Genomic DNA, 23,780 nt, shown 5'->3' with positions numbered 1-23,780 from the left:
AAAAAAAGAAAAGGCCGCTGTCTTGTTGACAACGACCTTTCGTCGGGGCACCAGGATTCGAACCTGGGGCCTCCTGCTCCCAAAGCAGGCACGCTAACCGGACTGCGCTATGCCCCGAAGAAAACAAAGAGATTCCCATGACTGGAAATCTCTTGTTTTCTGAAGTGGCGGAGACGGCGGGATTCGAACCCGCGGTACCCCGTTAAGAGTACGTCGATTTAGCAAACCGGTGGTTTCAGCCACTCACCCACGTCTCCGGGTAATGAAAATATTTGAGCCATTGCTCAAATTTGGTGACGATTAGCAAACCGGCTGGTTTACCTTCGGTGTGTCGCTGCGCTCGGCACAGCCACTCACCCACGTCTCCGGGTAATGAAAATATTTGAGCCATTGCTCAAATTTGGTGACGATCGGCAAACCGGCTGGTTTACCTTCGGTGTGTCGCTGCGCTCGGCACAGCCACTCACCCACGTCTCCGGGTAATGAAAATATTTGAGCCATTGCTCAAAGTTGGTGACGATTAGCAAACCGGCTGGTTTACCTTCGGTGCGTCGCTGCGCTCGGCACAGCCACTCACCCACGTCTCCGGGTAATGAAAATATTTGAGCCATTGCTCAAAGTTGGTGACGATCGGCAAACCGGCTGGTTTACCTTCGGTGCGTCGCTGCGCTCGGCACAGCCACTCACCCACGTCTCCGGATTTTCAACGCTAACACAACGTCATTTTGTTATGCGAAGTTGCAAAGTAACTTTGCTTCCTTCCTTAGCGGACGCAAATTTACATCAGTCCATGGAATATCAAAAACTTGCCGGAGAAAATATTCCATTTTCGTGGATAAAATTTGTGTACTCCCGTAGGGGCAACCGGACAGGGAGTAAGCCCCTAACTTGGGGTAGAGAACTCGCGCTACCGTAGACCCGTCGGGGTGAAAGTTCTCGGCTTATCCGGAAGGTGGCCAGGGTTTGGGAGAGGCGGCTTCAATCCCCCGATGGCGCGTGGCGTTACCGCCATTCAATGGTCAGGAACCGATCATTCTTTCGGAACGCTTCGGGGACGTTTCGAGTGATAGATTTTCTCAATTCGGTAAGCAAAAGTTCTTTAGTGAAGTGTTGGTGAACGACCAGACTCACTTCTCTCACGGGTTGTGGATCAGCGAAGCGAAGACAGTTTTTTCCGTCTTTCTCTTCATCGAAGGAAAGGTGCGGGATGAGCGTATAGCCAGATAGTCGCTGAATCATGTTCTTAAGCGTTTCAATACTGCCGGCGTCCATGACCAAATTCCGGTCCCGTGGCTCCTGCTCCAATTGGCAATAGTTTAGGGAATGCTTCCGGAAGCAGTGTCCCTGTCCCAGCAACCAGAGTTCCTCCGCACGGAGGTCAGTGGCACTTACCTCCGTTTTTTCCAGGATGTCGTTTTCCCGATTAGCGTAGACCAGAAAGGGCTCATAAAAAAGGGGGATTTCGCGGATTGACTTCTCCTTGATTGGCGTAGCCATTAGGCCAATGTCCAATTCTCCCTTCTTTAGTTTGGTGATGATGTCCTCACTTTGGAGTTCCTGAATGTTCAACTGCGTCTTTTGGTGCTGCTGCATGAATTCGGGAAGGAAGCGACTGAGCAAATATGGCGCAATGGTGGGGATCACTCCAAGCCTGAACTGGCCCTCCATAGTTTCCTTCTCCCGGTTAACCAGCGCTTTGAGCTGTTCCACCTCCCCCAGGATTTGTCTGGCCTTGAGGATGAAGATCTCTCCCATGGGGGTGGGGCGAATGGGCTGCTGACTACGGTCAAAAATGGCCATTTGCACTTCCTCCTCCAGTTTCTTCAATTGAATGGTTAGGGTGGGCTGGGCGACAAAACAACTCTTAGCGGCACGGACAAAGTGCCGATGAGTATCCAGTGCAATTACGTATTGAAGCTGCTGTAAGGTCATGGGCCAATCACGATTAAGTGGGATTATACAAAGATAGAATTATTGATTTTATAAATGATGAGAAAATATTATCAATTTGATCAATAATTGCCCTTGCCCGTCCTTTGTCCCGTCAACGCAACACAGTGAAGCAGGAAGGTCATCCTTTCTTCAATCCAAAACCATTTACTATGCATTCCTCCGACGGAGACATTTCTAAGTGCCCCTTTCATAACGGGGCGGCAAACAATGCCGATCAGCCCACGCGGGGTAAGTCAAACCGGGATTGGTGGCCCAATCATCCCCCGCTGAATCTGCTACGGCAGCATTCTGAAAAGACCAATCCGATGGACGAAGACTTTAGCTACGCCAAAGCGTTCGCGGATCTTGACTACTTCGCCCTCAAAAAAGACCTGGCCGACCTCATGACGGACTCCCAGGAGTGGTGGCCGGCAGATTTTGGTCACTACGGCCCTTTTTTTATACGTCTATCTTGGCACGCTGCTGGAACCTATCGGACTGGTGATGGACGTGGCGGCGGTGGAACGGGCCAGCAACGGTTCGCTCCCCTGAACAGTTGGCCGGATAATGGCAATCTGGACAAGGGCCGCCGCTTATTGTGGCCCATCAAGCAAAAGTATGGTGATAAAATCTCCTGGGCGGATTTATTCATCCTCGTCGGAAACGTCGCCCTCGAAACGATGGGCTTTCAGCCCCTTGGGTTTGCCGGCGGTCGTACGGACGTCTGGGAGCCCGAAGAAGACGTCTTCTGGGGACAAGAACAAGAATGGCTGACCGGAGACCAGCGCTACGAAGGCGATCGGGAAATGGATCACCCCCTGGCGGCTTCCGAACTCGGCCTGATCTACGTCAATCCTGAAGGACCCGACGGAAACCCTGACCCGATTGCCGCAGCCCGCGATATTCGGGAAACCTTCGGAAGAATGGCCATGAACGACGAAGAGACCGTGGCCCTAATCGCGGGGGGACACACCTTCGGAAAAGCACACGGTGCGGGCGATGCGGCCCTCGTTGCGGCCGAGCCCGAAGGCGCCGACCTGGCGGCCCAGGGACTTGGCTGGATCAGCTCCTTCGGTTCCGGCAAGGGGGCGGATACCATCACCAGTGGATTAGAGGTTACCTGGACCCAGCAACCCACCAAATGGACCAATCTGTTCTTCGAGAACCTGTTCAAATACGATTGGGAATTGACCAAAAGCCCCGCCGGCGCCCACCAGTGGGTCGCCAAAAATGCCGTGGCCGATATCCCCGATGCGCATCGGGGTGATGTCCGTCACCTGCCCACCATGCTGACCACGGACCTTTCCCTCCGTTTTGACCCGGTGTACGAAAAAATTTCCCGTCGTTTCTACGAAAACCCCGACCAATTTGCGGAAGCCTTCGCCCGGGCCTGGTTCAAGCTCACCCACCGGGATATGGGCCCCAAATCCCGCTATCTGGGACCGGAAGTACCCCAGGAAACCTTCCTCTGGCAGGACCCCCTGCCCGAAGCAGGAAATTATTCCCTTGACGCCGGACAAGTCGCAACGCTCAAGGACCTGATCGCAGCTACGGACCTGACCAATTCGGAAATGGTCGCTACCGCCTGGGCTTCTGCGGCCAATTTCCGCGGATCAGACATGCGGGGTGGCGCCAACGGCGCCCGCATCAGACTCCTGCCCCAGCGGAACTGGTCGGTAAACAACCCCGCCCAATTGCATCGGGTCCTCGACGTCCTCGAAGGCGTCCGGCAAGCGTTCAATGGAGAAGTATCCCTGGCGGACCTGATCGTGCTGGCCGGTGCGCTCGGGATCGAGCGGGCCATTGCCGCAGGCGGAAAGGACCACAAGGTACCCTTCACGCCGGGCCGGGTGGACGCCACCCAGGAACAAACGGACATTGAATCTTTTGCGGTCCTGGAACCCATCGCGGACGGCTTCCGTAACTACCAGCACCCACAATCCACGGCTCCCGCCGAACACTTGCTCGTGGACCGCGCACAGCTGCTGGGGCTGACAATTCCGGAGATGACGGTACTGGTGGGCGGACTACGCGTACTGGGCGTTAATGCCACGAATGACGATCTTGGGGTGCTTACCAATACCCCCGGTCAGCTCAACAACGCCTTTTTCGTAAACCTGCTCGATATGAATACCGGCTGGACGGCCACCAGCGACAGTCAGGTGGAGTTTAGGGGCCATGACCGCCATACGGGAGCCGCAAAATGGCGGGCCAGCCGCACCGATCTGGTCTTTGGGTCCAATTCGGTATTGCGGGCAGTAGCGGAAGTGTATGCTTCGGCGGATAATGAGGATAAGTTCCTGCGGGACTTTATCCGTGCCTGGCACAAGGTCATGAACCTGGACCGGTTCGATCTCCGGTAAGTTGACCGCCCGTTGGGTGTCCCGATTCCCTCGGGACGTCTTGAACGTGACCGTTAATTTGGTGGCCCCCCGTACTTTTCGCAAGAACCAGTACGGGGGGCTTCCCTACCTTAGACCGCCATGTTCCGTTCGCTTCTTTTTGTCCTTTGTTGCCCGTTGCTGATCTGTTGCCACCAGAATCCTCCGGACGATCAACTGCCTCCCCCCAACATCATCTACATCCTCGCCGATGACCTTGGCTACGGAGAACTGGGGGTCTACGGGCAGGACCTGATCGAAACCCCGCACCTGGACGCCCTGGCAAAAGGAGGCATGCGGTTCACCCAGCACTACACCGGAGCACCGGTCTGTGCCCCCGCCCGGGGCGTACTCCTGATGGGAAAGCACACTGGCCACGCCCACGTGCGGGGCAACGACGAAGACGGCACCCGCGGCGACGTCTGGAACTACCGGGCCATGCTGGATGATCCTTCGCTGGAGGGGCAGCGCCCCATCCCCGATTCCTTGATCACCCTCGGGGAAGTCCTGCAAGAGGGAGGGTACCGCACCGCCCTGGTGGGCAAGTGGGGTCTGGGAGCCCCCGGATCCGAAGGCGTTCCCAACCGCCAGGGGTTTGACTATTTCTACGGCTACAACTGCCAGCGTCAGGCGCACAACCTCTATCCCACCCACCTCTGGGAAAATGACCAGCGGGTTTTCCTGAACAACGAATTAATGGCGCCCCACCAGGAACACGAGCAGGGGGAAGACCAGACGGACGACGAATTTTTTAACCAGTTCATCCTCGAAGACTACGCTCCGGAGTTGATGCACCGGGCGGCACTGGAGTTCATCGAAGAACAACGTGACACCCCCTTCTTTCTCTACTACGCCTCCCCGTTGCCGCACGTTCCCCTGCAGGCTCCCCAGCGTTGGGTGGATCACTACCGCGAGAAGTTAGGGCCCGAAGCGGCCTACCGCGAGAAGGCCTACTTCCCCTGTCAGTACCCCCGCGCTACCTATGCGGCCATGATCTCTTATCTCGACGAACAGGTGGGGGATTTGGTGGCAAAACTGAAGGAATTAGGGCAGTACGAAAATACCCTCATCATTTTCAGCAGTGACAACGGACCCAGCTACGCGGGCGGGGCAGCCTCGGAATTTTTCGATAGCGCCCAACCTTTTCGGGCCGGTTACGGGTTCGCCAAGGGATTCGTGCACGAGGGAGGGATTCGGGTGCCCATGATCGCCCACTGGCCCACGAACATCAAGCCCGGAACCAGGACGGATCACATTTCCGGCTTTCAGGACATCCTGCCCACGCTGGCGGAAGTGGCCGGTCGCACCCCGCCCGCAAATGACGGCATCAGTTTCTTGCCCACGCTACTGGGGGAGGAACAAAGGCCCCACGACCATCTTTACTGGGAGTTTCCCGCTTACCGGGGGCAGCAGGCCGTCCGGAAGGGGCGCTGGAAAGCCATCCGGAAGGACTTGCAGGAGGGTAGGGTGCAAACCGAATTGTACGACCTGGAAACCGATCCGCAAGAGACACAGGACGTGGCCGGGGAGCATCCTGAAGTGGTCGCCGAAATGGAAGCCATCATGCTGCGGGAACACGTACCAAGCCCCTTCCCGCGCTTTCAATACGCCGTTTTTGGAGAGAAGTAGCGCTATCGCCGCATGGCATCTTCCCGGAAGACCAGGTCGAGGTATTCAACGAGCTGTTCCCCGTTTTTCCGGTCAAAGCACATGGGCGGCTTGATCTTGAGCACGTTCTCATCGGGACCGTCGGTGCTCATCAGGAAGCCGAGTTGTCGCATCCGATTTTTCAGGTATTTAGCGGGCGTGACCGCAGGTGCCAGGGTCTCGGGATTGGCCGTGAGCTCAAAGCCCAGGAACAGGCCGTGCCCCCGGACGTCGCCAATGATCGGGTGCTGCGCTTGTAACTCCCGGAGTAATTTCAGCAAATACCCACCGGTTTTTTTGGCGTGTTCCTGAAGGCCTTCCCGCTGCACGGTAGACAAGACGGCGCGCCCTACGGCGCTGCTGACCGGGTTGCCGCCGAAGGTATTGAAGTACTCCATCCCGTTGGCGAAGGCCTCCGCCACTTCGGGGGTGCACACCACGGCACCCAACGGGTGCCCGTTCCCGATCGGCTTACCGATGGTGACGATGTCCGGCACCACGCCCTGTAGTTCAAAGCCCCAGAAATGGTCGCCAACGCGGCCCACACCCACCTGCACCTCGTCGGCAATGCAAAGTCCGCCGGCAGCACGGATTTTTTCGTAGACCGCCCGGAGGTAGCCCGCGGGCAACACGATCTGTCCGCCGCAACTCAGGATGCTTTCGGCGATGAATCCGCCCACCCTTTCTCCGCGGGCGGTGAATTGCGCGAGGGCTGCGTCGGTGTAGGTGGCGTATTCGTATCCCGCAGTGCTGGGGTCACGGTGCCTGCCCCGATAGGTGTCCGGAAGGGGCAGGAGGGCCGTCTGCGGCGGCGCTCCCGCGCCGCCCTTACCGTCAAATTTGTAACTGCTCACGTCGATGGCCCGCCCGGTATTACCGTGGTAGCCGATCTCTACGGCCACCATGTTGCGGGTCCCGGACCAGGTCTCACACATCCGCAGGGCCAGTTCGTTGGCTTCGCTTCCGGAGTTGACGAAGTGCACCACCGAAAGTTCCTTCGGTAGGGTGGCCGCCAGCTCTTCGGCGAACCGCAATACTTCCTCGTGCAGATAACGGCTGTTGGTGTTCAGTACCTCCCCCTGCCGCAGGGCTTCCGTGACGGCGGGGTGCTCGTGCCCCAGGTGGGCGACGTTGTTGACGGTGTCCAGGTACCGGCGACCGCTGGCGTCCAGCAGGTACTGACGCACGCCCCGCAGGATGTGCAGGGGCGCAGAGTAGGAAACACTCAACCCGTAGCCGAGCCGTTCCCTCCGGCGCTGGATTATTTCCTCCAGCCCGGGGCGTGGTGAGGGAGTGGCTGGGGGAAGTCCGGGAAAAAGGAGGGCGGGGTCCGGGCACAAGCCCAGCCAGACGTCGGCGATTTCCGGGAAGGCCACTCCGGGGAAATCGGCCACGTTGCCCAGGGGGTCCAGCATGACCTGAAAGTGGAGGTGCGGGGGCCAGCCTCCGTTCACTGCCGGGCGGCCGAAGGCCGCAATCTGGTCACCGGCCTGCACCTGCGCTCCGTCGCCCAAATGTTTCACGGAATCCGGATCCAAATGACCATATAGAGTGTAAAAGGTCAGTTCCTTCGTCTGGTGCTCCAAAATAATCGTAGGACCGTATCCCCCCTCGGTGACGTCCATCCCCACGCTGTGCACCCGGCCGGGCCAGGGCGCGTAGACGGGCGTAAGGGCCGGTCCCCAGACGTCGAGCCCCAGGTGGGTGGTGCGCCAGCGGGGACCGCCGTTGCCCCGGTCGGCAAAATCGTCGGTGGTGTATACGGGCCGGACCTCCCCGTAGCCCCCGACGCCGAACGCTGCCCCCCGGTCCTCGAGCCAGCGCGCTACGTGGCGGGTGAAGCGCGGTAGGGATTCGTAGTTGAGGTAATGCCCCAGCTCCCGGCTCCCCACCCCCAGATCCATGACCGCCAGGGAACGGCCGGCAATGTCCACTACAGGATAGCAGGAGGCTCCGTGGGTTGCTGCCCACCGCCGAAACGCCGCGGCTCCGGGATGCGCGGACCAGCCACAGGCCACGCGAAAGTGGGCTTCCGCCAGGGTAGGGTGAACGCTTCGGAGCCGGCGCAGTAACTCCCGGGCGGGGCGGGCGGATACCTGGAGGTAGGGGTTATCGGGATGTCTCCGCAGGTTGTCGGCGGCCGTGGTCAGGGTAATCAGCAGACGGGCCGCAAGGAGACCATAGAGCACGGAAACCTCCCGTTCCTCCAGCGGGAAAACCCCGTGAAAACCCCGCACGACATCCTGCATGGCCTCGACGGGTGCCGCGGCGTGCATGCCCGCGTAGGCGCAGGCGATGGCCAGTTCGTTGACCTTCGCGGTGTACATGGCGTCTCCAAAGTCAATGACTCCCGTAATCCGACCCCGCTCATCAACGAGAAGGTTGTGCTCGTGGGCGTCGTTGTAGTTGATCCCGTGCCGTAACTCGGGAAGGACGGGGATAACGGATTCCTCAAAATGGTTCCAGAAATATTCCGCCAACTCTCGGTCCTCCGCGTTCAGACAGGAGGCCAATGCTCGTTGATCGAGGCATTGAGAGGGATTCCACTTGTAGTTTTTGGGGGCCTCCGGATGGGTGAAGTCGTTCAGCGCCCCCGCCAACTGTCCGGCCGTGGCTCCCCAGTCGGTGCGCAACGCCCGGCTGCGCGGATGGAGGGTGTCTAGCATCTTGCCTTCCACCCAGCTCTGCACGCGTAGCCATCGTTGATCCGGTAGCCGGACGGTAGGCCCTACGGGACGCGGGGTTTGGAAGGGTAGCGACTTTCCGGCGAGGTGATCCAAAAGGGACGTCTGGAAGTCGATCGCCGACCGATTGGCGTCCGGAGGACTGATCTTGAGCGTGAATTGCCGACCATCCTCCGTTTGGAGGTAGTAGTTGAGATCAACTTCCCCGTCCAGGGCCTTCACCCGTTTTACCGCCAGGTCAAAGTGGTCTTCCGCTAATCGCTTAACGACGTCAAGGTTTTGGTAATCGGTCATGTGCTGGGACAGTTGATGGTCCGGAGGCGCCAAAATACGCAGTCGGACTCCTTAGCGTAGCCATTGTCCGAAGAATCTTCAGTGCCGCAAAACCGCTACCTTCGGGCGATGCAATTATCTAAGGCTACCGAGGTGATTTATCGTGATCGAACCTACCGGTTCAGTCGCCAGTTTCTGGGTGGCCTGCGGGAAGCCCCCCGGATCAAACCGGCGGACGAACTGCTGCTCGATTGGGTCCATGATTCGGCGGCCCCGGAGCCGCTTCCTCCGGTAGCCGTTTATCATGACCGGGGAGGTATTGTGGGGACTTGTCTGGCGGCCGGTTCCGTACACCTGGTCAGTGATAAGGTCGGTCATCACGAACAATTTCGGCGTCACTACCGGGCCAATTGGCCGGAAGGAGAGGTGGCCTCTGTTACCACATCAAGTGTTTTTTTGGGATTGCCCGACTCCGTGGAGCAGGTGTTGATGCACGTACCCAAATCGTTGGATCTGTTTGAATTGTACCTGGAAGGCATCGCCCACCGGGCTCCCGCGGGGCGTCGGGTTGCGGCGGCCTTCATGACGCGGCACTTCACGCCCCGTTTGCTGGAGATTGCTGCCCGGTACGCGGGTAGTGTCGGGCAGTCCCGGGCCTACAAAAAGGCACGGCTGCTACTGCTGGATGATTTGCGGGATCAGGGACCTCCGGGCCAGCGCTTCCACCGTTTAGACTTTCGCGACAAGGAATACCGCCAGTATTTTGGCGTATTTTCTTCGGACCATATTGACATCGCGACGCAGTTTCTGCTGGATCGCTGGACTGCCGTACCGGCCCTGACCGACCTTCCGGCTCCGGGGCGGATACTGGACATTGGCTGCGGAAACGGCGTGATTGGTGACCAGTTACTGATGCGGTATCCGGAAGCCACCCTGGCGGCCACCGACATTTCGGAGGTGGCCGTTCGTTCCGCGCGGGAGAACCTCGCCTGGGCTGGCCCGAGGGCCAGCGTCCACCAGCTGAGCGCCCTTGATGGCCTTCCGGGTCCGGAACTTTTCGACCTGATCGTGACCAATCCGCCCTTCCACGACGGGCACCACAATGAGATCAATACCTCCCTGGGTTTATTTCGGCAGGCGCGGAAAAAACTTCACCCGGACGGGCACCTGGTCATTGTTGCCAACCAGCACCTCAACTACGCCACCCACCTCCGCCGGGAATTCGGTGAGGTTCTGGAAGTGGCCCGGAACCGGAAGTTCGTTATTTATCGCTGTGCTCCCTGACGACCTCCGTAAGGATTTCGCCCAGGTAGTGCTTGAGTAGTTTGGGGGCCGTCCAGATGAGGTCGTGCTGCTTGCCCTCCAACATGTGGTGGACCACCTTCTCGGCGTTCACCAGTTGGTCGCAGGAATAATAGGCATTGGGTGGGTAGATGAGCCAGTCGTCCGTACCGTGCAGGATTACGGTATTGGCGTCGATGTTATCCCAGTGCGGAGCCATAGCCTCCAACTGCTCCTGGTGGTTGAGTTTCTCGGCGTTGGCCGTCTGGATGGCCCGGGGCAGCAGCCAGCGGAGCGACCAGTGGCTGGTCGGATGAGAGACCCAGTAGGTAAATTCTTCCCGCGGGGCCGTACTGGCGGACTGCAGCAGCAGGCCGTCGATCATTTCCGGAAAGTCCATGGCGATACGGGCGCTCACCGTGCCGCCGTAACTGCTCCCGTGAAGGATTACCGGTTGGTCGCCGATCCGTAACTGCCGGATGATGGAGGCCACGTTGGCGGCCTGTTCCTTAACGTCGATCATGGGCATACCCAGTCCGCTGCCGCCGTAGCCCGGCCGGTCGATCGCCAGGAGGTTCGCCCGTTCGCGGAGGGTGCTGTCGCGCAGCAGGTTGATCCAGAAGGCACTCGAGGAGGGGGAGCCGTGCACGAACACGAGCAGCGGTTTGTGGATGTCCTTTCCGAGCCGGAGGTACCGTAGTTTACGGCTGGTCCCGCTCAGGTAGCCCACTTCCGCGCTACCGTAGCGTTCGTTGTCAAAGGCGATCACGAGGTCCTCGTCCGTCCACTGATTGTTGACGAAGGGTACCAGTCGGAAGGCGACGTAGCCGAGCCCGAGCAAGAGTACCACCAGGAGGAAAAAACCTTTTCTGCGAAACATACAATTAAGAGACGTAAGGGGACGAGCTTTGGTTCTGTCCGGGAGGGTGATTAGGGGTTCCTTAACTAGGAACGTGCAGCATTCAACCGCCGGGCCCGAATATCCGGCAACTCTTCCGGGTAATTAGCGTGTTCTATGTTGCGATGAGTGAATATTGTGCGTTACTTTTGTGGCGCCTTAAACGCTCCGTTAGCTCAGCTGGATAGAGCAGGGAACTTCTAATTCTCAGGTCATAGGTTCGAGTCCTATACGGAGTGCTGCACCAGCGTGATCCCGACAACCGTCAGGATCGCGCTTTTTTATTGCGCAAAGTCTCCCTGGGTTTCCCGCATGGGAGCCGCCCGGAAACGGACTTCCACCTTGTAGTCCTCCCCGATGTTGCGGACCAGGGGCGTAAACATGGTGTCCATCAGGTCACGGGCGTTGCCCTTGGCGCGATCCATCACGTTGCTTTCCAGGGCCTCGGCCCGGAAGGCTTCCCGCAGGCTGTTGACGCCCTCGTTGATGTTGACGCTTTCCAGTTCCCGCAACCAGCCGATCTCCAGCTTTTCGATTTTGGGCAGCACCTCGTGGCTCAAAATCAGGGGTTCCGGCAGGGTGATGTTGAGAGTTTTGCTGCGGCTGTCGAGCTGAATGTCGAAATAATCGTTGAGGCGGAAGCCAACCTTCAGGATGGAGATGGCCGTAATTTCCACGTCGGTTTCGGACACGTTCATGCCCCAGATGGAGGTCTGCAGCTGCTTGTTGATGCCCTTTTTGTCACGGATTTCCAGGGTAGCCAGTTCACCGATTACGTTTTCCACCTTTTCCTGGAAAAGGCCCCTGCTGCGACTAAAGTCATCAATGGCCGCCCGCTCCGCCATCCTGGCCATGAGGGGGCGCAGGGCCTCTCCGGTGGCGATCTTACAGGGGTTCTCCACGTCCGCACCCTTGGCCAGAATGTTGCCGTTGCGGGTCCTGATCACGACGGCCAGCACCTTGTTGAGCATGAAGCAGGTGTAGTTGCTGGCGACCTCCTCAAAGATTTCGGTCACCTTCTGCCCGCCTTCCTCGTACCAGGTCTCGTAGATAGCGCCGCTGGTGTCGCGCATCCGCAAAAAATCCCGATAGTACAGTTCGGTAAACTGCGGGTGCTGGAGGTCGTATTCCCGGAGCACTTCGGTGCGCAGACTGTCGTTGAGGCCCATCCGGTTACTCACGTGGGTCAGGATATCCGTATTGATGTCGTAGACCAACTGGTCAAACTCCCGGCGGTAGCGCCGGGGGTTCTGCAGGATGGCCAGGGCGGTTTCCGTATCGAGGTTCACCTGAAAATCGGCCGGCCGGTACTGTAGCTGGTATTCGGCCGGGCCGGCGAGGAAGCTGCCGGGTTCTCCGTAGTAGGATTTCCAGGCCAGGGTGCCGAGGATGCCCGTGATCAGGAGGACGATGATCAGCTGGGTCCGGTTGACGCCACGCGGTGCTGCGGATGGTTCTGCCATGAAAGATTTTTTGTTCAGTTGGATTGGTGGTCAATAAGCTGGTCGCTGGACGGGGACTAAACTACGCCTTATTCCCCTACGATGGGCGCCTGCTCCAGTAGGTCCATCAGTTTTACGGCCTGCACGGCTTCGCCCACGTCGTGTACCCGCAGGATGGCCGCCCCCGCCTGGAGGGCGTACAGATGCAGGGCCGTGGTGGCCGCCAGACTGGCGTCTGCGGTGATGCCCAGCGGCCGCCAGATGGAAGACTTGCGGCTGATGCCCACAAATACCGGAACCCCCAGCTTAGTGAAAACGCTCAGATTTTTCAGGAGTTCATAGTTCTGGGCAACCGTTTTGCCGAAACCCCAGCCCGGATCCACCAGGATGTCGTTTACGCCGGCCTGCCGCAGTTCAATCATTTTCTCGGCGAGGAAATCCCAGACCACCGTGACCACCTCGTCTCCGTACAGATCGGTTTTCTGTTGCATATCGGCGGGTTTGCCGGGCATATGCATGAGCACGTAGGGGACCCGCAGGGAGGGGAGGATGCGGAACATTTCGGGGTCTAGGTTCCCGGCGGAAATGTCGTTGATCAGGTGGGCGCCGGCGGCTACGGCCGCCTTTGCGGTGGCGCCGTAGACGGTGTCTACGCTCAGGTAGGCGTCCGGGAAGGTGGTGCTCAGGGCTTCGATCACCGGCAAGACGCGGTCCATCTCTTCGGTAGCGGGGATCAGTTCCGCCCCCGGACGGCTACTCATGCCACCGACGTCCAGGAAGGTCGCACCGGCTTCGAGCATCCTGCCACTGCGGTCCACCGCCTGCTGTACCGAATCGATCCGGGAGCCGGCGTAAAAGCTGTCCGGCGTCACGTTAAGAATGCCCATTACGAGGGGGCGTTCGGCGACCAGAAGGCGCCCGTTGCAGTTCAGCGTAAAGGCTTGGAAGGGAGATTTGGACACTGGCTTGGAGTTGAATCGGCAAAATATTCGTTTTTTGCGTATCCCGATGGCTTACACCGAACAAAACATCCGGAGGCTGGCGCTGGGATTCCTGCGGCAGCACTACAAATTCCGTCCGCGCTCCGCGACGAGCGGTACCCGGGTGGTGGATAAGCCTCATTTCTACAAGGGGGTGATCATCGACGCGCGCCTGGCCTTCCAGAAGCCGAATCTGGACTGGTTCATTGCCACCATCGAGGCCACGGGCCTGGAGGAGCGACACGAGATTGAGTACCGGGTCAACGTCGCAAGAATCTGCGTGCATGCCGGGATCATCACGCTGACGGGCATGGCCATTTTTTTGGCGTTAACGCTGGTGCAGGGGGAGTCGGTATGGCAGTGGTTCGGGCGTCCGGATGTTTACTACTTCCTGGCCTACGTATTCGTCCTCAGCTTTGTGGGCACGGCCCTGCTGCTCAGTACGCTGAAGTACTACCGGTACATTTATGCGGTAGCTCAGTTCATGCGGTTTTACGCCGACGCCCAGTGGATTGCCTACGATGCGGCCATCTTCGAGGGGGACGACCACGCGCGCCGCAAGGCGCGCAAATTCCGGGAGTTACAGCGGCAGTGTGTCCGCTTTGGCTTCGGGCTCATTGAAATCCGGGAGGGGCACGCCCCCGTTTCCCGCTTGGAGCCCAGTCAGATCGATCAGTTTGGGGGTAGTCGGGGAGCCCTGCCGGCCTGGGTGGCGGCCATTGAGGCACCGCCCATCGTCCGGGATTTGACGAAGCGGTTGCCCGGAGGCAAGAAGACGCCCGCCCCCGTGGAGGAGGCTCCTCCGGAGGAAGAAATGCAGGATCCTCTGGCCATCGGAACTTACCTGCCGGTGGAACAACGTCAGGAAGAGTTTCTGGAGAATATGGTACCCGCCAAACGGGGCCGCAAGCGCCGGATCTATACGCCCGCTAAACTGCTGGCCGATTTGCGCTGGCGCTGGCGACGCTTTGTCCGTCTTCTGTACCCCCGAGATGCGAAAAGACTGCCGGGCTATTATGAATTGCCGTACTGGGTGATGACCCTGGCCGTGGTCAGTTTCCTGTCTACCGCCTTCCTGCTTTACGAGCACTCCCGCTGGGAACCCTTGGCCACTCCGGGAGAGAAAACCGCCGCCCCCTCGCTGGCTCCCCTCGAGCCAGCGGCGGACCCCAGTCGCAGCGACGCCGAACCCGGAGTATTGCCGGGGGAATACGACCACACCCTTACGGCGGCGGAGGCCCGGGAGGACCTGGATGACGGCCCCCTTAGGTCCGCCGATCCCATCGTGGAAGTAATTGAAGAAGAGGAAACGGATATTTTCCGCTACCGTATCCGGTCCGATGGAGAAATCTTTATCGACTACGAGTGTGTCTCCCTCTTTCCGGGAGATTCTCTGGATTACTTTCTGGTGGAGTATGGCCGTTTCCCGTCCTTCATTGCATCCCGCGACCGCGCCCAAAACCTGCACGACCGCTACGGAATCGGCACCATGGTCTGGAGGACCGACTGTTTTGAACCTACGGCCCCGGGATACTCAATCCTGCTGGGGGAACCGCTGGCCGTGGAGGGGGACGCTAACTTTATGGTGCGCCAGTACCGCAGTAGTTTTGGTTTGGAGGCTGAAGTTATCCCAGTGGCCGGCGGGCGATAAGTGGGTGCTGTCCATTAAGAACGTGGCGGTTTAACCCACTTGGCTAGCCACCTTTTCTTCCCACTCCCGCACCCAGTATTCGATGATCGGTCGCCGGCTCTGATCAAGCATTTTTGGCAGGCCCTTTTTCAATCCCGGGAGTTCGGCGGACAGGGCGGTGTAATCTTCCCGGAGATCGGCGATGGCGGCCTTAGTGAGGTGGATACTGGCCGCTTCGGTCAGTGGAATTGGGGTGAATTTTTCCCAGGCGGATTCGGCAGCCTTCAGATCCCGCCGGTAGCGAGCCTTAAAGAGGGCTAATTCGGCGTAGAAAGTGCCCTGCACTCCGGGGGGGTAGGCGTCGAGCCGGTCCATCACCGAATCCAGCAGTTCCCCCGCACGGTCTACGTCGTTCTCGGACAGCGCCACCAGGTAGCGGTAGTAATCCATCGTCACCCGCTGTTGCTCGGGGATGTCGGGGTCTTCCGCTACGGCGACCATGTCTTCCAGGGGTAGTTCCCGGTAGGGCTTGCCGGTGCGAATGTGGGCGATGGTTTGGAGACCGGCAATGTCGGCCCGGGCCACTTTTCCCCCGCGCCAGAACGTGAGGATACGCATCCCGTCACTGGCGAAACCGCCCGCCCGGAAGGGGAGGATGGTGGCCAGGAAAATGACGGCGGAGAGGAGCGAAAGTCCACCGGCCATGAAGGCCAGGAAGCTGCCCGCAGGGAGTAGGCTGCTCAGTACGTAAAGCAGGAGGGCCAGGAGGAGCGAACTCAGGGGACCTCCGGCCGCAAACCAGGTGAAGCGCTGAGAGAGTTGCTCTCCGCCGTTGGGGAGCATGACGGCGACTCCGCCGGCCAGGTTGAGGGAGGTGTTCCAGGCAAATCGGACGTTACCGTTTTCGTCGGGGCGCCAGGAAAAGGGACCGACGGTCAGTCCGAAAAATTCAAAGTTTTGCCACCGCCCGAAGAGCACGTGCCCCAGTTCGTGTACGCCCACGACGAATAAAAAACTCAGGGGGAGCAGTAGAATGAAGAAAAGTCCGAACTGTTTGGGGAAAAGATCGGAAGCATCGCCGAGGAATAGTTTGGCCATGGCGTAGCCGAAGAAGGCGCCCACGAGCAGCAATCCAAAGAAGGACAGTATTTTTTTCATTAGGAGGCTAGCTTGCTGATCGGTTAAATTAATCAGGATGATGATTCTAAGGTATCGGGAAAATGCCTTTGGCAAGGTATTGTTCGATTAAGTTAGGGAGGTCGTTGACTAACGGGCCTTTGGTGCGGACAATCAAGGCTTTTTGTCGAAAATTTTGGAGATGGGTCGTCAGTAGAAGTAATTTGCTTCTGCATCAAGATTGCCCCACCTTGACCGAATCATCCCTTCCGCCAGAAGATTCCTGTAAGAACTGCGCCCGCCCCCTGAAGGACGGAGACAAATATTGCCCCGGATGCGGCCAGAAAAAGTATACGGGTCCGCCGACCCTGTGGGGCTTATTCAGCGAGTTATTTGAGACGGTTTTTAACCTGGACAACCGGCTCTTCCGAACCTTACGGGATTTGCCCATTCCCGGTCAGTTAACCATTAAATACCTGGCGGGGGTGCAGCGCCCCTTTTTTCAGCCACTACGTTTGTTTTTCGTATCCACGGTGCTGATGCTTGGTGCCTACTCCATCTTTGCGGTTGATCGGGTTGGCGAAAGTTTTGACGCGAGTGTGGAGTCCCGTCGGTCGAATGCCTATCACCGTCTTTTTGAGTTTGAGTTACGGGCCGAACTGGACACCCTGGCGGAGGAATTCCCCGATCCGGACGCCCGGGCATTGTTGGATACCATTCGGACGCGGCATCTGTCTGCCTCCAGGGATTCGATGAGTCTGGCCTATCTGGACCTCCATGATCTGCAGCGGATTCAGGACCGCACCATCTACATTGACGTGGCGGATTACAATACCATGTCACCGGAGCAAATTCCGGAAAAATACGGGGTAAAGGGTTGGCTCAATAGGTACCAGATCAGCCAGAATGCCGCCATCAACCGGGCGGGTGGTCGGGGAGTGGCCAACCTGATGGGACAAATGATCTGGGGAATCCTGATCCTCATTCCACTTACGGCCCTGATGCTTAAACTCTTTTACGTTCGACGTAAGCGCACCTACGTGGAGCACATGGTTTTCTCCTTGCACGTGCACAGCTTCCTGTTTCTGTTTCAGGCCCTCGCCGCGCTGGTATTTTACTGGTTTGATTCTCCGGCCGTATTGTGGGCGTCCATTCCGGTAACCATCGTTTATTTCATTGTCGCTCAGAAGAGGGTCTACCGCCAGGGTTGGGGGAAAACGCTCATCAAGGCATTCCTGATGTTTTTCGGGTACAACTTCATTCTGACCATTTCCACTGCGGTTGCCATGGTATTCTCACTCATTTTGTACTAGGCAAATTTTCGGGGACAGATATGGCCTCCGGGAGGCGGAGCCGAAGGGTGCTACGTGACGATGGTGTCTGGCAAATGAAGTACATTAGCCACCAGCACAACCCTGTTTAGATGGCGCAAGAACCCATTACCTGCCTGAATTGTGAAACGGTGTTTTCGGGAAAATTCTGCCCGAACTGCGCGCAACGCGCGAGTACGGATCGGCTCAACTTTCGCCGCGTTTTTTCCGCTGAGTACCTATCGGACTACCTCAACCTGGACCGGGGGATATTGCACACCATGTGGGATCTGGCTCACCGTCCGGGGCACATGATTAATGACTACCTGGCGGGCAAACGGCGGCGGTACTTCAACTTTGTCGGGTTCCTACTGATCATGCTGGCCGTCGAAGCGGTACTGTATTCCGTGGCGACGAATACGCCTTCCCAGATGCTGTATGAGACCTTCGCCTCCCAACTGGAGCAACAGTTTCCCACGGCCAGGGACTGGCTCAGTTTGGAAGACATTGAGAAGATGTTGGCCAGTCAGAAATTTATTTTTTTGGTGATCGTTCCCCTGGCAGCCTACATCAATCGGCTGGTTTTCCGGCGGATGAAGTACAACCTCATGGAACATTCCGTGGCCATCACCTTTATGCTGGCGATGAATACTATGTTCGGGTTTGCCTTGCTTCTATTTGGCATGATTCCCGTACCGTTTGAGACGTATTCGTCGGTCTATGGTGTCTTCACGGTTTTCGTAATGATCATGGGGTTTGTCCTCTTCTGGCAGTTTAGTGCACCGGGTAATTATACCGTTGGGGGACGGATTTGGAGAGTCTTGCTGGCCTACCTCTCCGTTACCTTCGTCCTTGGGTTGAGCCTTCAATTGGTTATCGGTATCTATTCAGGGTACCGCCACGCGAAGGCGGGGGATGCCGATGAGATTAAGAAGGAGCTATTTGAATAATGGCTTAAGGTCCGAGAATTCTACTTTGATACTAACTTAAACCTCAGCGGGAGCCTTACTTCCATCGGCTCTCCAGTTGTATTCTCCCACTGATGGCCTTCAAGTCGGAGTTCGGAGAAATAGGCCATAATGGCCAGGCCCGCATAATCGGTCCCGCCGGTGAGGTTATGGGCCAACATGGTGGGGCCCATGGCACCCTCTTCGTCGATTTGGAGGCTGATGATGATCGAACCTTCCATACACTCCTCCGTACCCCGGATGATTTCTTCGTGAAGTTGCTTCAGGAGATAGGATTCAATATCCTTGAACATCAACTCCTGGGCTTCGACGGTTTGACCGGTAAACAAGGGTTTGTTGGCGGACATGCCCTGAAGTAGTTCAGGAGCGTATGAGACGTCGAAACAGCTGTTGTTCAGATCGGGTGTATTCCCAAAGGCGGGTTCGAAGTAGAATTCTTCGGAGGATATATTGAGGGATTCCTCGAATGCCTTAAAGTCGATGTCCGGCGGGAGAAAATCGGCCGAGGCAGCTGGGAAGGGTTCACGGAATTTGACGGAAGTCTGAGGCTGTGGACTGGGTGGTCCGGAAAGAACCAACGCCGTCAGAACAGTGAGTAGGAGCCCAAGCAGAGCGTAGCGGGAAGTGAGGCCAAGTAGGTGCATGATAAATGAATGATATTCAGGGGCATAATGGTGCAAGAAGGAGCGGCTTTAACATTAAAAAGTCAACGGTGAAGGTGGGTGACCCTTTCGGGGTGATCAGGTAAACAAAAATGCCCGGTACCGTGGTCGGTACCGGGCGGGTGTTTCTACATTACGGTGAGAACACCGGTAGGATTCAATTACTCAATGCTGGGTTCCAGCGGAACGGGTTCTGCTTCCACCAGTCCGCTGCGGCATTCAACGACGGCAAATCCGTCCACTACCGCGTTAATGTCGAGGCTGATTTCGGCCTCTCCCACTACGCGGCGGGGATTGCGTCGGGTGTTGGTGCAGGAAGTAATATCGGCCGAAGAATCTGCCCGGTTGAAGATTCCCTGACCGGCGCTGGTGTAGGCGTCTGCGTAGGCGCGCATGATGGCAAAGGTGCCGAAAATACGGGACTGCCGTGCTTCGAAGTGGGCTACGTCCACGAAGGGCTCCAGGCCACCGATGCCCTCAAAGTCGTAGATCCAGTCGTTCGGTGGATCGGTGAAGCTGAGTTGGGTGACCACCTCAGCTCCGAGGCTGTAGGTGATGGTACTGGAGGAACTGGCCGACTTCTGGTTGACGTCCACGGCCAGCAGGCTACGGAAGGCCTCGTGTTTGTCCTCGAAGGCTTCCGGACTGTCGGGGCCAAGCTCCTGGTCGACAATGTAGGCAATCTGGGCGCCGGTGAGGGTGAACTTGTAGCTGCCGTCGGGATTAACCTGTACGGCCTCCTTCAGGCTCAGCATGGGCGCCGGGGCGGATTCCTGGTTTGGTGCGATGCTGTCTTTTTCACATCCGGCAAGGATGAGTGCGAAAACAAGCATGGTGAAAAATAAGGGTAGTTTTAATGCACTTCTCATGGTGAAGGTTTTTGGTACGGGTGCTAAACTCCCTTTTTATCAGTTGGTTGCGAATAGTTAGATATTAAATTTAATTATTTGAACGAATAATTAAATTCCTGTTTTCAGACTCCTGTCAAGAGTTTATGTATTTGATATTCCTTTATTTCATACCGTTCGTTACAAAAAAGCCCTCCCTTGCCGAAGCAAAGGAGGGGCAATTTGGATTTATCTGACTACGGGAAGTGCTCCGGTAGGAGATCGGTGTTTGTGACTAAGAACTTAGTACTGATCAATAAGGTATTTGATCAGGTCCGTGGTGGTCACAATCCCGACCAACTCCCCGTTTTCCGTAACGGGGAGAGCGTGGAATTCATTCTTGGAGAGGATGACCGCCACGTCCAGGATCGTATCGTTTTTGTCTACGGTGACCACGTCGGTGGTCATGACCTGATCGATGGTCAGGTTATCGTACATGGCCATCGTCAGTCCGTCGCCGTCAACGGTATTTACGAAGCTGATTTTCTGCAGATCGGTCTTGCTGAGCATGCCGATGATTCGCTTGCCGGACACTACGGGTACGTGGCGGATGTGTTCTCCCCGAATCATTTCATCGACCTGACGCAGACTCTGGGTCACGTTGACGGACATCAGATCGGTGGACATAATTTTGGAAACGGGCGTGCGCTTTTTCATGGTGGTTCTTTTTATTTAACGAGGCGTCAGAACACTCCCATTTTCCGGTGCCCTAACTGCATGCCAAAGTTACCCGGGCTCGCAAGCGGCAAGGATGATGTATGTCATTGGGGGAGGTGATTTGGGTGGAAGACTTTGCACCTGCGCTCCGTCGCAAAAAGGAACAGTAGGTATCCACTAACTCCCCTAACGTCTATATTTCCATATCCACGGCATCAATCCATGAACCACTTCCGCCTAACTTTCCTTAGCCTCCTCCTCAGCCTCTCCCTTTCCGCCCAGTCCCTCCGCATCCTCAACTTTCAGGGAGACACGGGGTACCGGCATGAATCACAGCAGGCTGCGAAGGAAATGATGAGCGGACTGGGGCGCTTACACGGATGGGAGATCTTACACCTCCGGGAATCCGCCCGGATTACCGATGAGTTTCTGGCGGATATTGACGTCGTGATCTTCAACAATAACTGTGGAAGTGAAGGGCCAATTTTTGATGCCGCCTCCGCGATGGCCCTTCAGCGTTACGTCAGGGGCGGCGGTGGATGGGTGGGTATTCATTGCGCGGGGGCTATTCGACGGGAGGCACCGGATTTTCTCCGTTGGTATCGTGGATTAGTCGGAGCGACCTTTGGCGGCCACCCGGAGCTCCAGGAGGCCACCGTTGGCGTAGAGCACCATGGGCATCCGGCAACGGCCGCATTGCCCGACAGTATGGATTTTACGGACGAATGGTACTTTTTTGAGCAAAGTCCCCGGGACCGGGTGAATGTATTGATGAGTCTGGACGAGCGGACTTTTTCCGCTCCGGAAAAGTTTCGCATGGGGAAAGATCATCCCGTTACCTGGTATCATCACTACGACGGGGGGCGGGCATTTTTCACGGCACTGGGGCATCGTCCCGAAGTATATCGACGGGCTGATTTTCAGCACATGATTACGGGAGGTATTCGTTGGGCGGCGGGCTACGCCGCCGGGCATCGTCTTCCGGTCAACAACGGACTGATGGTCGATCTCGATGCCCGCCAGGGGGGTCAAACTAATCAGCGGGGCAGGGTAGTGGCTTGGAAGAATCAGGTGGCAGGGTCTCCCGTTCAGTCGTTTCTCCCCAATGATTACGGCGTAAGGCTTAGCAACCCGGGCTCGGGGCGACCTAGGTTGGTGAAAACCAGTACGGGAAGTGCCGTTTCCTTCGCGGAAGATGAACTCATTAATGAGCAGGAAGACGCGCTGGATCACCTGATGCGGGGAAGTGGATACACCTGGCTGGTGGTCCTTAAACCCTATCCCACCGCTGACCCGGAAGGAATGACGGCCTTAGGCCAATCCCGACTTCGGGACGTAAACTCCTTCCTCGGAAATTTACGGAACGGCGGAAATTATGCAGGGATATGGGGTTGTCTGGAAGATGACCTGACGGTGTGGTGTGGTTCCCGAAACGGGATCACCTTCGGGCGGTTTGACGACAATAATCCAAAAGTGACCGGCCCCCAATTGGAAGCCGGAAAATTCTACGTTCTGGCTGGTCGCATGGGGAGCGGACCGGGAACGGTAGCCATTGATTTATTCGTGAATGCGGCGAATCCGGTTGCCAGTGGGCGAGTGCCCGTCAACCCGCGGGCGAATCCCTCCCGACTAGCCATCGGTACCGAGCGCGATGCGACCAACCATCCGGGGGCAGAATCCTTCGACGGCGAAATTGCCCGCATACTGATATATGAAAGGCCACTGTCTGACGTGGAGCTCGGGCGTATCATGGATATGCTTCGTGTACAATACGAAATCAAGGACTAATTTTCCTGCGCTCCAGAAAGGGCGATAATTTATTCATCCCTCAGTGCCTTGATAAGTTCTTCTTTATCCATCAAAGACCTTCCGGAAATGTCGAGGTCCTGGGCTAATTCGTAAAGCTCCTCTTTGGTCCGCTCTTCGTATGGTGCGGCTTTGCCCCCTTGCTTACTGGCGTCGGGGCTATTGGCAATGCGGGCCGCTTTCTCTTTACTCATTCCCTGATCACGCAGGGCTTCGTATTGGTCGTCATTTTTGATGCTGGGGCCATGGTCTTTTGACATGCTGAAGTTTTTGACCTGGAACCCGGAAGCAGGGCGGGATGTTTGTCCGTATTGTCCCGTAGAAAGTGGTGGTGCCCGTTCGCCTGTTTTTGCGATTAACTGAACACAATTGCAAAATTCGCGGTTACACCAGTGAATTTTAACGCATTAGTAAACCAAAAACTATTATGGCACAGAATACCAATTCCTGGCCCGAACTGGCCATCGGCCTGTACGATAAGCTTACCGGCCGGGGCGCCGAGATTACCTACGATTTTGATAACTTCCAGGTGTGGGTCCCCGCCAGCACCGACGAGGATGCAAAATCCGCGAAATGGAAAATGAACGGCACCCTACGGGTCCGTACTTCCGACGACGAAAATGGCACCGAGAATGCCTAATCGATCGGCTCCAGAAATTAATGGTGACCTCCTCCTGGATACCCCGGGTGGAGGTCGTATTCATTTAGTGGGTGATGGCCGCTTAGTCACGGTTAATTGCTCCGATGAGCGGGCGCTGAAGGATGCTTTGGGTGCCCTTCGATCAGTAATTCCCGACCGATGGAGCATTTTTAAACTGCTTTGGGCCAGAAATCCGCTTCGCACGGCGATTGTAATGAACAAGAGATCTGAGCAGCTCCTCGCCTGGAATCCCGGAGAACACCCTAAGATTAGCTCGGTCTGGCCTTTCCTCCGAGCGTTTTTTTAGTGATTACGACCTTGAGATTAACGAATACTCTGCAGCGCCCGGTGGCGCTGTTTTTTTTTCTCTTTCGAAAGACGGCCAAGCACTCTTTCACCCTAAAGCTTCTGTCCCTGGCTACCACGAAGTAAACCTGGAGTTGCATACGGTGAACCCGATTACAGAAGAACACTACGTCTCTCACTGGATAGATGGATACTGGGTGGAATAATTTACCGAGTCAGTCCTCCACAGATCGAGGACTTCCAGCCCGAGGGGTTAACAGGGATATAAATCCTTTTCAGC

The 23,780-nt window shown here is 57.0% G+C and carries 18 protein-coding genes and 3 tRNA genes; 9 read left to right on the top strand and 12 right to left on the bottom strand.

Features of this window, described 5'->3' with window-relative positions; all coding sequences use genetic code 11:
- Positions 1 to 42 precede the first annotated feature (42 nt).
- From E1J53_RS10650 to E1J53_RS10640, 3 genes are all read right to left on the bottom strand, one after another.
- Positions 43 to 117 (bottom strand) — tRNA-Pro (locus E1J53_RS10650).
- A gap of 48 nt (positions 118 to 165) precedes the next feature.
- A tRNA-Ser gene (locus E1J53_RS10645) sits at positions 166 to 257 on the bottom strand.
- Between the two features lie 745 nt (positions 258 to 1,002).
- Complete coding sequence (locus E1J53_RS10640; protein ID WP_134270500.1) at positions 1,003 to 1,932, bottom strand: hydrogen peroxide-inducible genes activator; 930 nt, start codon at positions 1,930 to 1,932, stop codon at positions 1,003 to 1,005.
- Between the two features lie 170 nt (positions 1,933 to 2,102).
- On the opposite strand from E1J53_RS10640, the gene katG reads away from it, so the two are divergent.
- On the top strand, positions 2,103 to 4,295 hold the full coding sequence (gene katG, locus E1J53_RS10635) for a catalase/peroxidase HPI (protein WP_134270499.1): 2,193 nt from the start codon (positions 2,103 to 2,105) through the stop codon (positions 4,293 to 4,295).
- Between the two features lie 120 nt (positions 4,296 to 4,415).
- On the top strand, positions 4,416 to 5,942 hold the full coding sequence (locus E1J53_RS10630) for an arylsulfatase (protein ID WP_134270498.1): 1,527 nt from the start codon (positions 4,416 to 4,418) through the stop codon (positions 5,940 to 5,942).
- A 2-nt stretch (positions 5,943 to 5,944) separates the two neighbouring features.
- On the opposite strand, the gene E1J53_RS10625 is transcribed toward E1J53_RS10630, so the two are convergent.
- The gene (locus E1J53_RS10625) at positions 5,945 to 8,938 is read right to left on the bottom strand and encodes an aminotransferase class III-fold pyridoxal phosphate-dependent enzyme (protein ID WP_134270497.1); all 2,994 of its coding nucleotides are present in this window, start codon (positions 8,936 to 8,938) and stop codon (positions 5,945 to 5,947) included.
- Between the two features lie 108 nt (positions 8,939 to 9,046).
- Here E1J53_RS10625 and E1J53_RS10620 point away from each other — a divergent pair, with 108 nt between their 5' ends.
- Positions 9,047 to 10,201: a methyltransferase gene (locus tag E1J53_RS10620; protein WP_134270496.1), complete on the top strand. Its 1,155-nt coding sequence runs from the start codon at positions 9,047 to 9,049 to the stop codon at positions 10,199 to 10,201.
- Here the strand turns inward: E1J53_RS10620 and E1J53_RS10615 are convergent.
- Positions 10,179 to 11,078 (bottom strand): alpha/beta fold hydrolase, encoded by a 900-nt coding sequence (locus E1J53_RS10615; protein ID WP_134270495.1) that lies wholly within the window; start codon positions 11,076 to 11,078, stop codon positions 10,179 to 10,181. The genes E1J53_RS10620 and E1J53_RS10615 overlap by 23 nt on opposite strands.
- A gap of 183 nt (positions 11,079 to 11,261) precedes the next feature.
- On the opposite strand from E1J53_RS10615, the gene E1J53_RS10610 reads away from it, so the two are divergent.
- Positions 11,262 to 11,335: transfer RNA gene (locus E1J53_RS10610), tRNA-Arg, on the top strand.
- Between the two features lie 42 nt (positions 11,336 to 11,377).
- On the opposite strand, the gene E1J53_RS10605 is transcribed toward E1J53_RS10610, so the two are convergent.
- Together E1J53_RS10605 and folP are read right to left on the bottom strand one after the other, a co-directional pair.
- Positions 11,378 to 12,559 carry a DUF4230 domain-containing protein gene (locus E1J53_RS10605; RefSeq protein WP_134270494.1) on the bottom strand — a complete coding sequence of 394 codons (1,182 nt, stop codon included), beginning with the start codon at positions 12,557 to 12,559 and terminating at the stop codon, positions 11,378 to 11,380.
- A 68-nt stretch (positions 12,560 to 12,627) separates the two neighbouring features.
- Positions 12,628 to 13,500: a dihydropteroate synthase gene (gene folP / locus E1J53_RS10600; protein WP_368671746.1), complete on the bottom strand. Its 873-nt coding sequence runs from the start codon at positions 13,498 to 13,500 to the stop codon at positions 12,628 to 12,630.
- A gap of 34 nt (positions 13,501 to 13,534) precedes the next feature.
- Here folP and E1J53_RS10595 point away from each other — a divergent pair, with 34 nt between their 5' ends.
- Entirely contained in the window at positions 13,535 to 15,169 is a 1,635-nt protein-coding gene (locus tag E1J53_RS10595) for a hypothetical protein (RefSeq protein ID WP_134270493.1), read from the top strand.
- Between the two features lie 30 nt (positions 15,170 to 15,199).
- On the opposite strand, the gene E1J53_RS10590 is transcribed toward E1J53_RS10595, so the two are convergent.
- Positions 15,200 to 16,306: a site-2 protease family protein gene (locus tag E1J53_RS10590; RefSeq protein WP_134270492.1), complete on the bottom strand. Its 1,107-nt coding sequence runs from the start codon at positions 16,304 to 16,306 to the stop codon at positions 15,200 to 15,202.
- Positions 16,307 to 16,515: 209 nt separating this feature from the next.
- Here E1J53_RS10590 and E1J53_RS10585 point away from each other — a divergent pair, with 209 nt between their 5' ends.
- Both E1J53_RS10585 and E1J53_RS10580 read left to right on the top strand, forming a co-directional pair.
- Positions 16,516 to 17,577 carry a DUF3667 domain-containing protein gene (locus tag E1J53_RS10585; protein WP_173021438.1) on the top strand — a complete coding sequence of 354 codons (1,062 nt, stop codon included), beginning with the start codon at positions 16,516 to 16,518 and terminating at the stop codon, positions 17,575 to 17,577.
- Positions 17,578 to 17,687: 110 nt separating this feature from the next.
- On the top strand, positions 17,688 to 18,524 hold the full coding sequence (locus tag E1J53_RS10580) for a DUF3667 domain-containing protein (protein ID WP_134270490.1): 837 nt from the start codon (positions 17,688 to 17,690) through the stop codon (positions 18,522 to 18,524).
- Positions 18,525 to 18,544: 20 nt separating this feature from the next.
- Here E1J53_RS10580 and E1J53_RS10575 read toward each other — a convergent pair whose 3' ends face one another.
- The 3 genes from E1J53_RS10575 to E1J53_RS10565 form a co-directional block, all read right to left on the bottom strand.
- The gene (locus tag E1J53_RS10575) at positions 18,545 to 19,186 is read right to left on the bottom strand and encodes a hypothetical protein (protein ID WP_134270489.1); all 642 of its coding nucleotides are present in this window, start codon (positions 19,184 to 19,186) and stop codon (positions 18,545 to 18,547) included.
- Between the two features lie 179 nt (positions 19,187 to 19,365).
- Positions 19,366 to 20,073 carry a hypothetical protein gene (locus E1J53_RS10570; RefSeq protein WP_134270488.1) on the bottom strand — a complete coding sequence of 236 codons (708 nt, stop codon included), beginning with the start codon at positions 20,071 to 20,073 and terminating at the stop codon, positions 19,366 to 19,368.
- A gap of 261 nt (positions 20,074 to 20,334) precedes the next feature.
- Positions 20,335 to 20,748 carry a CBS domain-containing protein gene (locus E1J53_RS10565; RefSeq protein ID WP_134270487.1) on the bottom strand — a complete coding sequence of 138 codons (414 nt, stop codon included), beginning with the start codon at positions 20,746 to 20,748 and terminating at the stop codon, positions 20,335 to 20,337.
- A gap of 222 nt (positions 20,749 to 20,970) precedes the next feature.
- Here E1J53_RS10565 and E1J53_RS10560 point away from each other — a divergent pair, with 222 nt between their 5' ends.
- On the top strand, positions 20,971 to 22,536 hold the full coding sequence (locus E1J53_RS10560) for a ThuA domain-containing protein (RefSeq protein ID WP_134270486.1): 1,566 nt from the start codon (positions 20,971 to 20,973) through the stop codon (positions 22,534 to 22,536).
- A gap of 29 nt (positions 22,537 to 22,565) precedes the next feature.
- Here E1J53_RS10560 and E1J53_RS10555 read toward each other — a convergent pair whose 3' ends face one another.
- On the bottom strand, positions 22,566 to 22,814 hold the full coding sequence (locus E1J53_RS10555) for a Rho termination factor (RefSeq protein WP_134270485.1): 249 nt from the start codon (positions 22,812 to 22,814) through the stop codon (positions 22,566 to 22,568).
- Positions 22,815 to 22,981: 167 nt separating this feature from the next.
- On the opposite strand from E1J53_RS10555, the gene E1J53_RS10550 reads away from it, so the two are divergent.
- Complete coding sequence (locus tag E1J53_RS10550) at positions 22,982 to 23,194, top strand: hypothetical protein (RefSeq protein WP_134270484.1); 213 nt, start codon at positions 22,982 to 22,984, stop codon at positions 23,192 to 23,194.
- Positions 23,195 to 23,780: the final 586 nt, after the last annotated feature.

Origin of the sequence: Lewinella sp. W8 (assembly GCF_004375085.3) — a bacterium.
Lineage (GTDB): Bacteria > Bacteroidota > Bacteroidia > Chitinophagales > Saprospiraceae > Neolewinella.
Note: the sequence above shows the minus strand (reverse complement) of the source record. Positions and strands in the feature narration are given on the sequence as shown.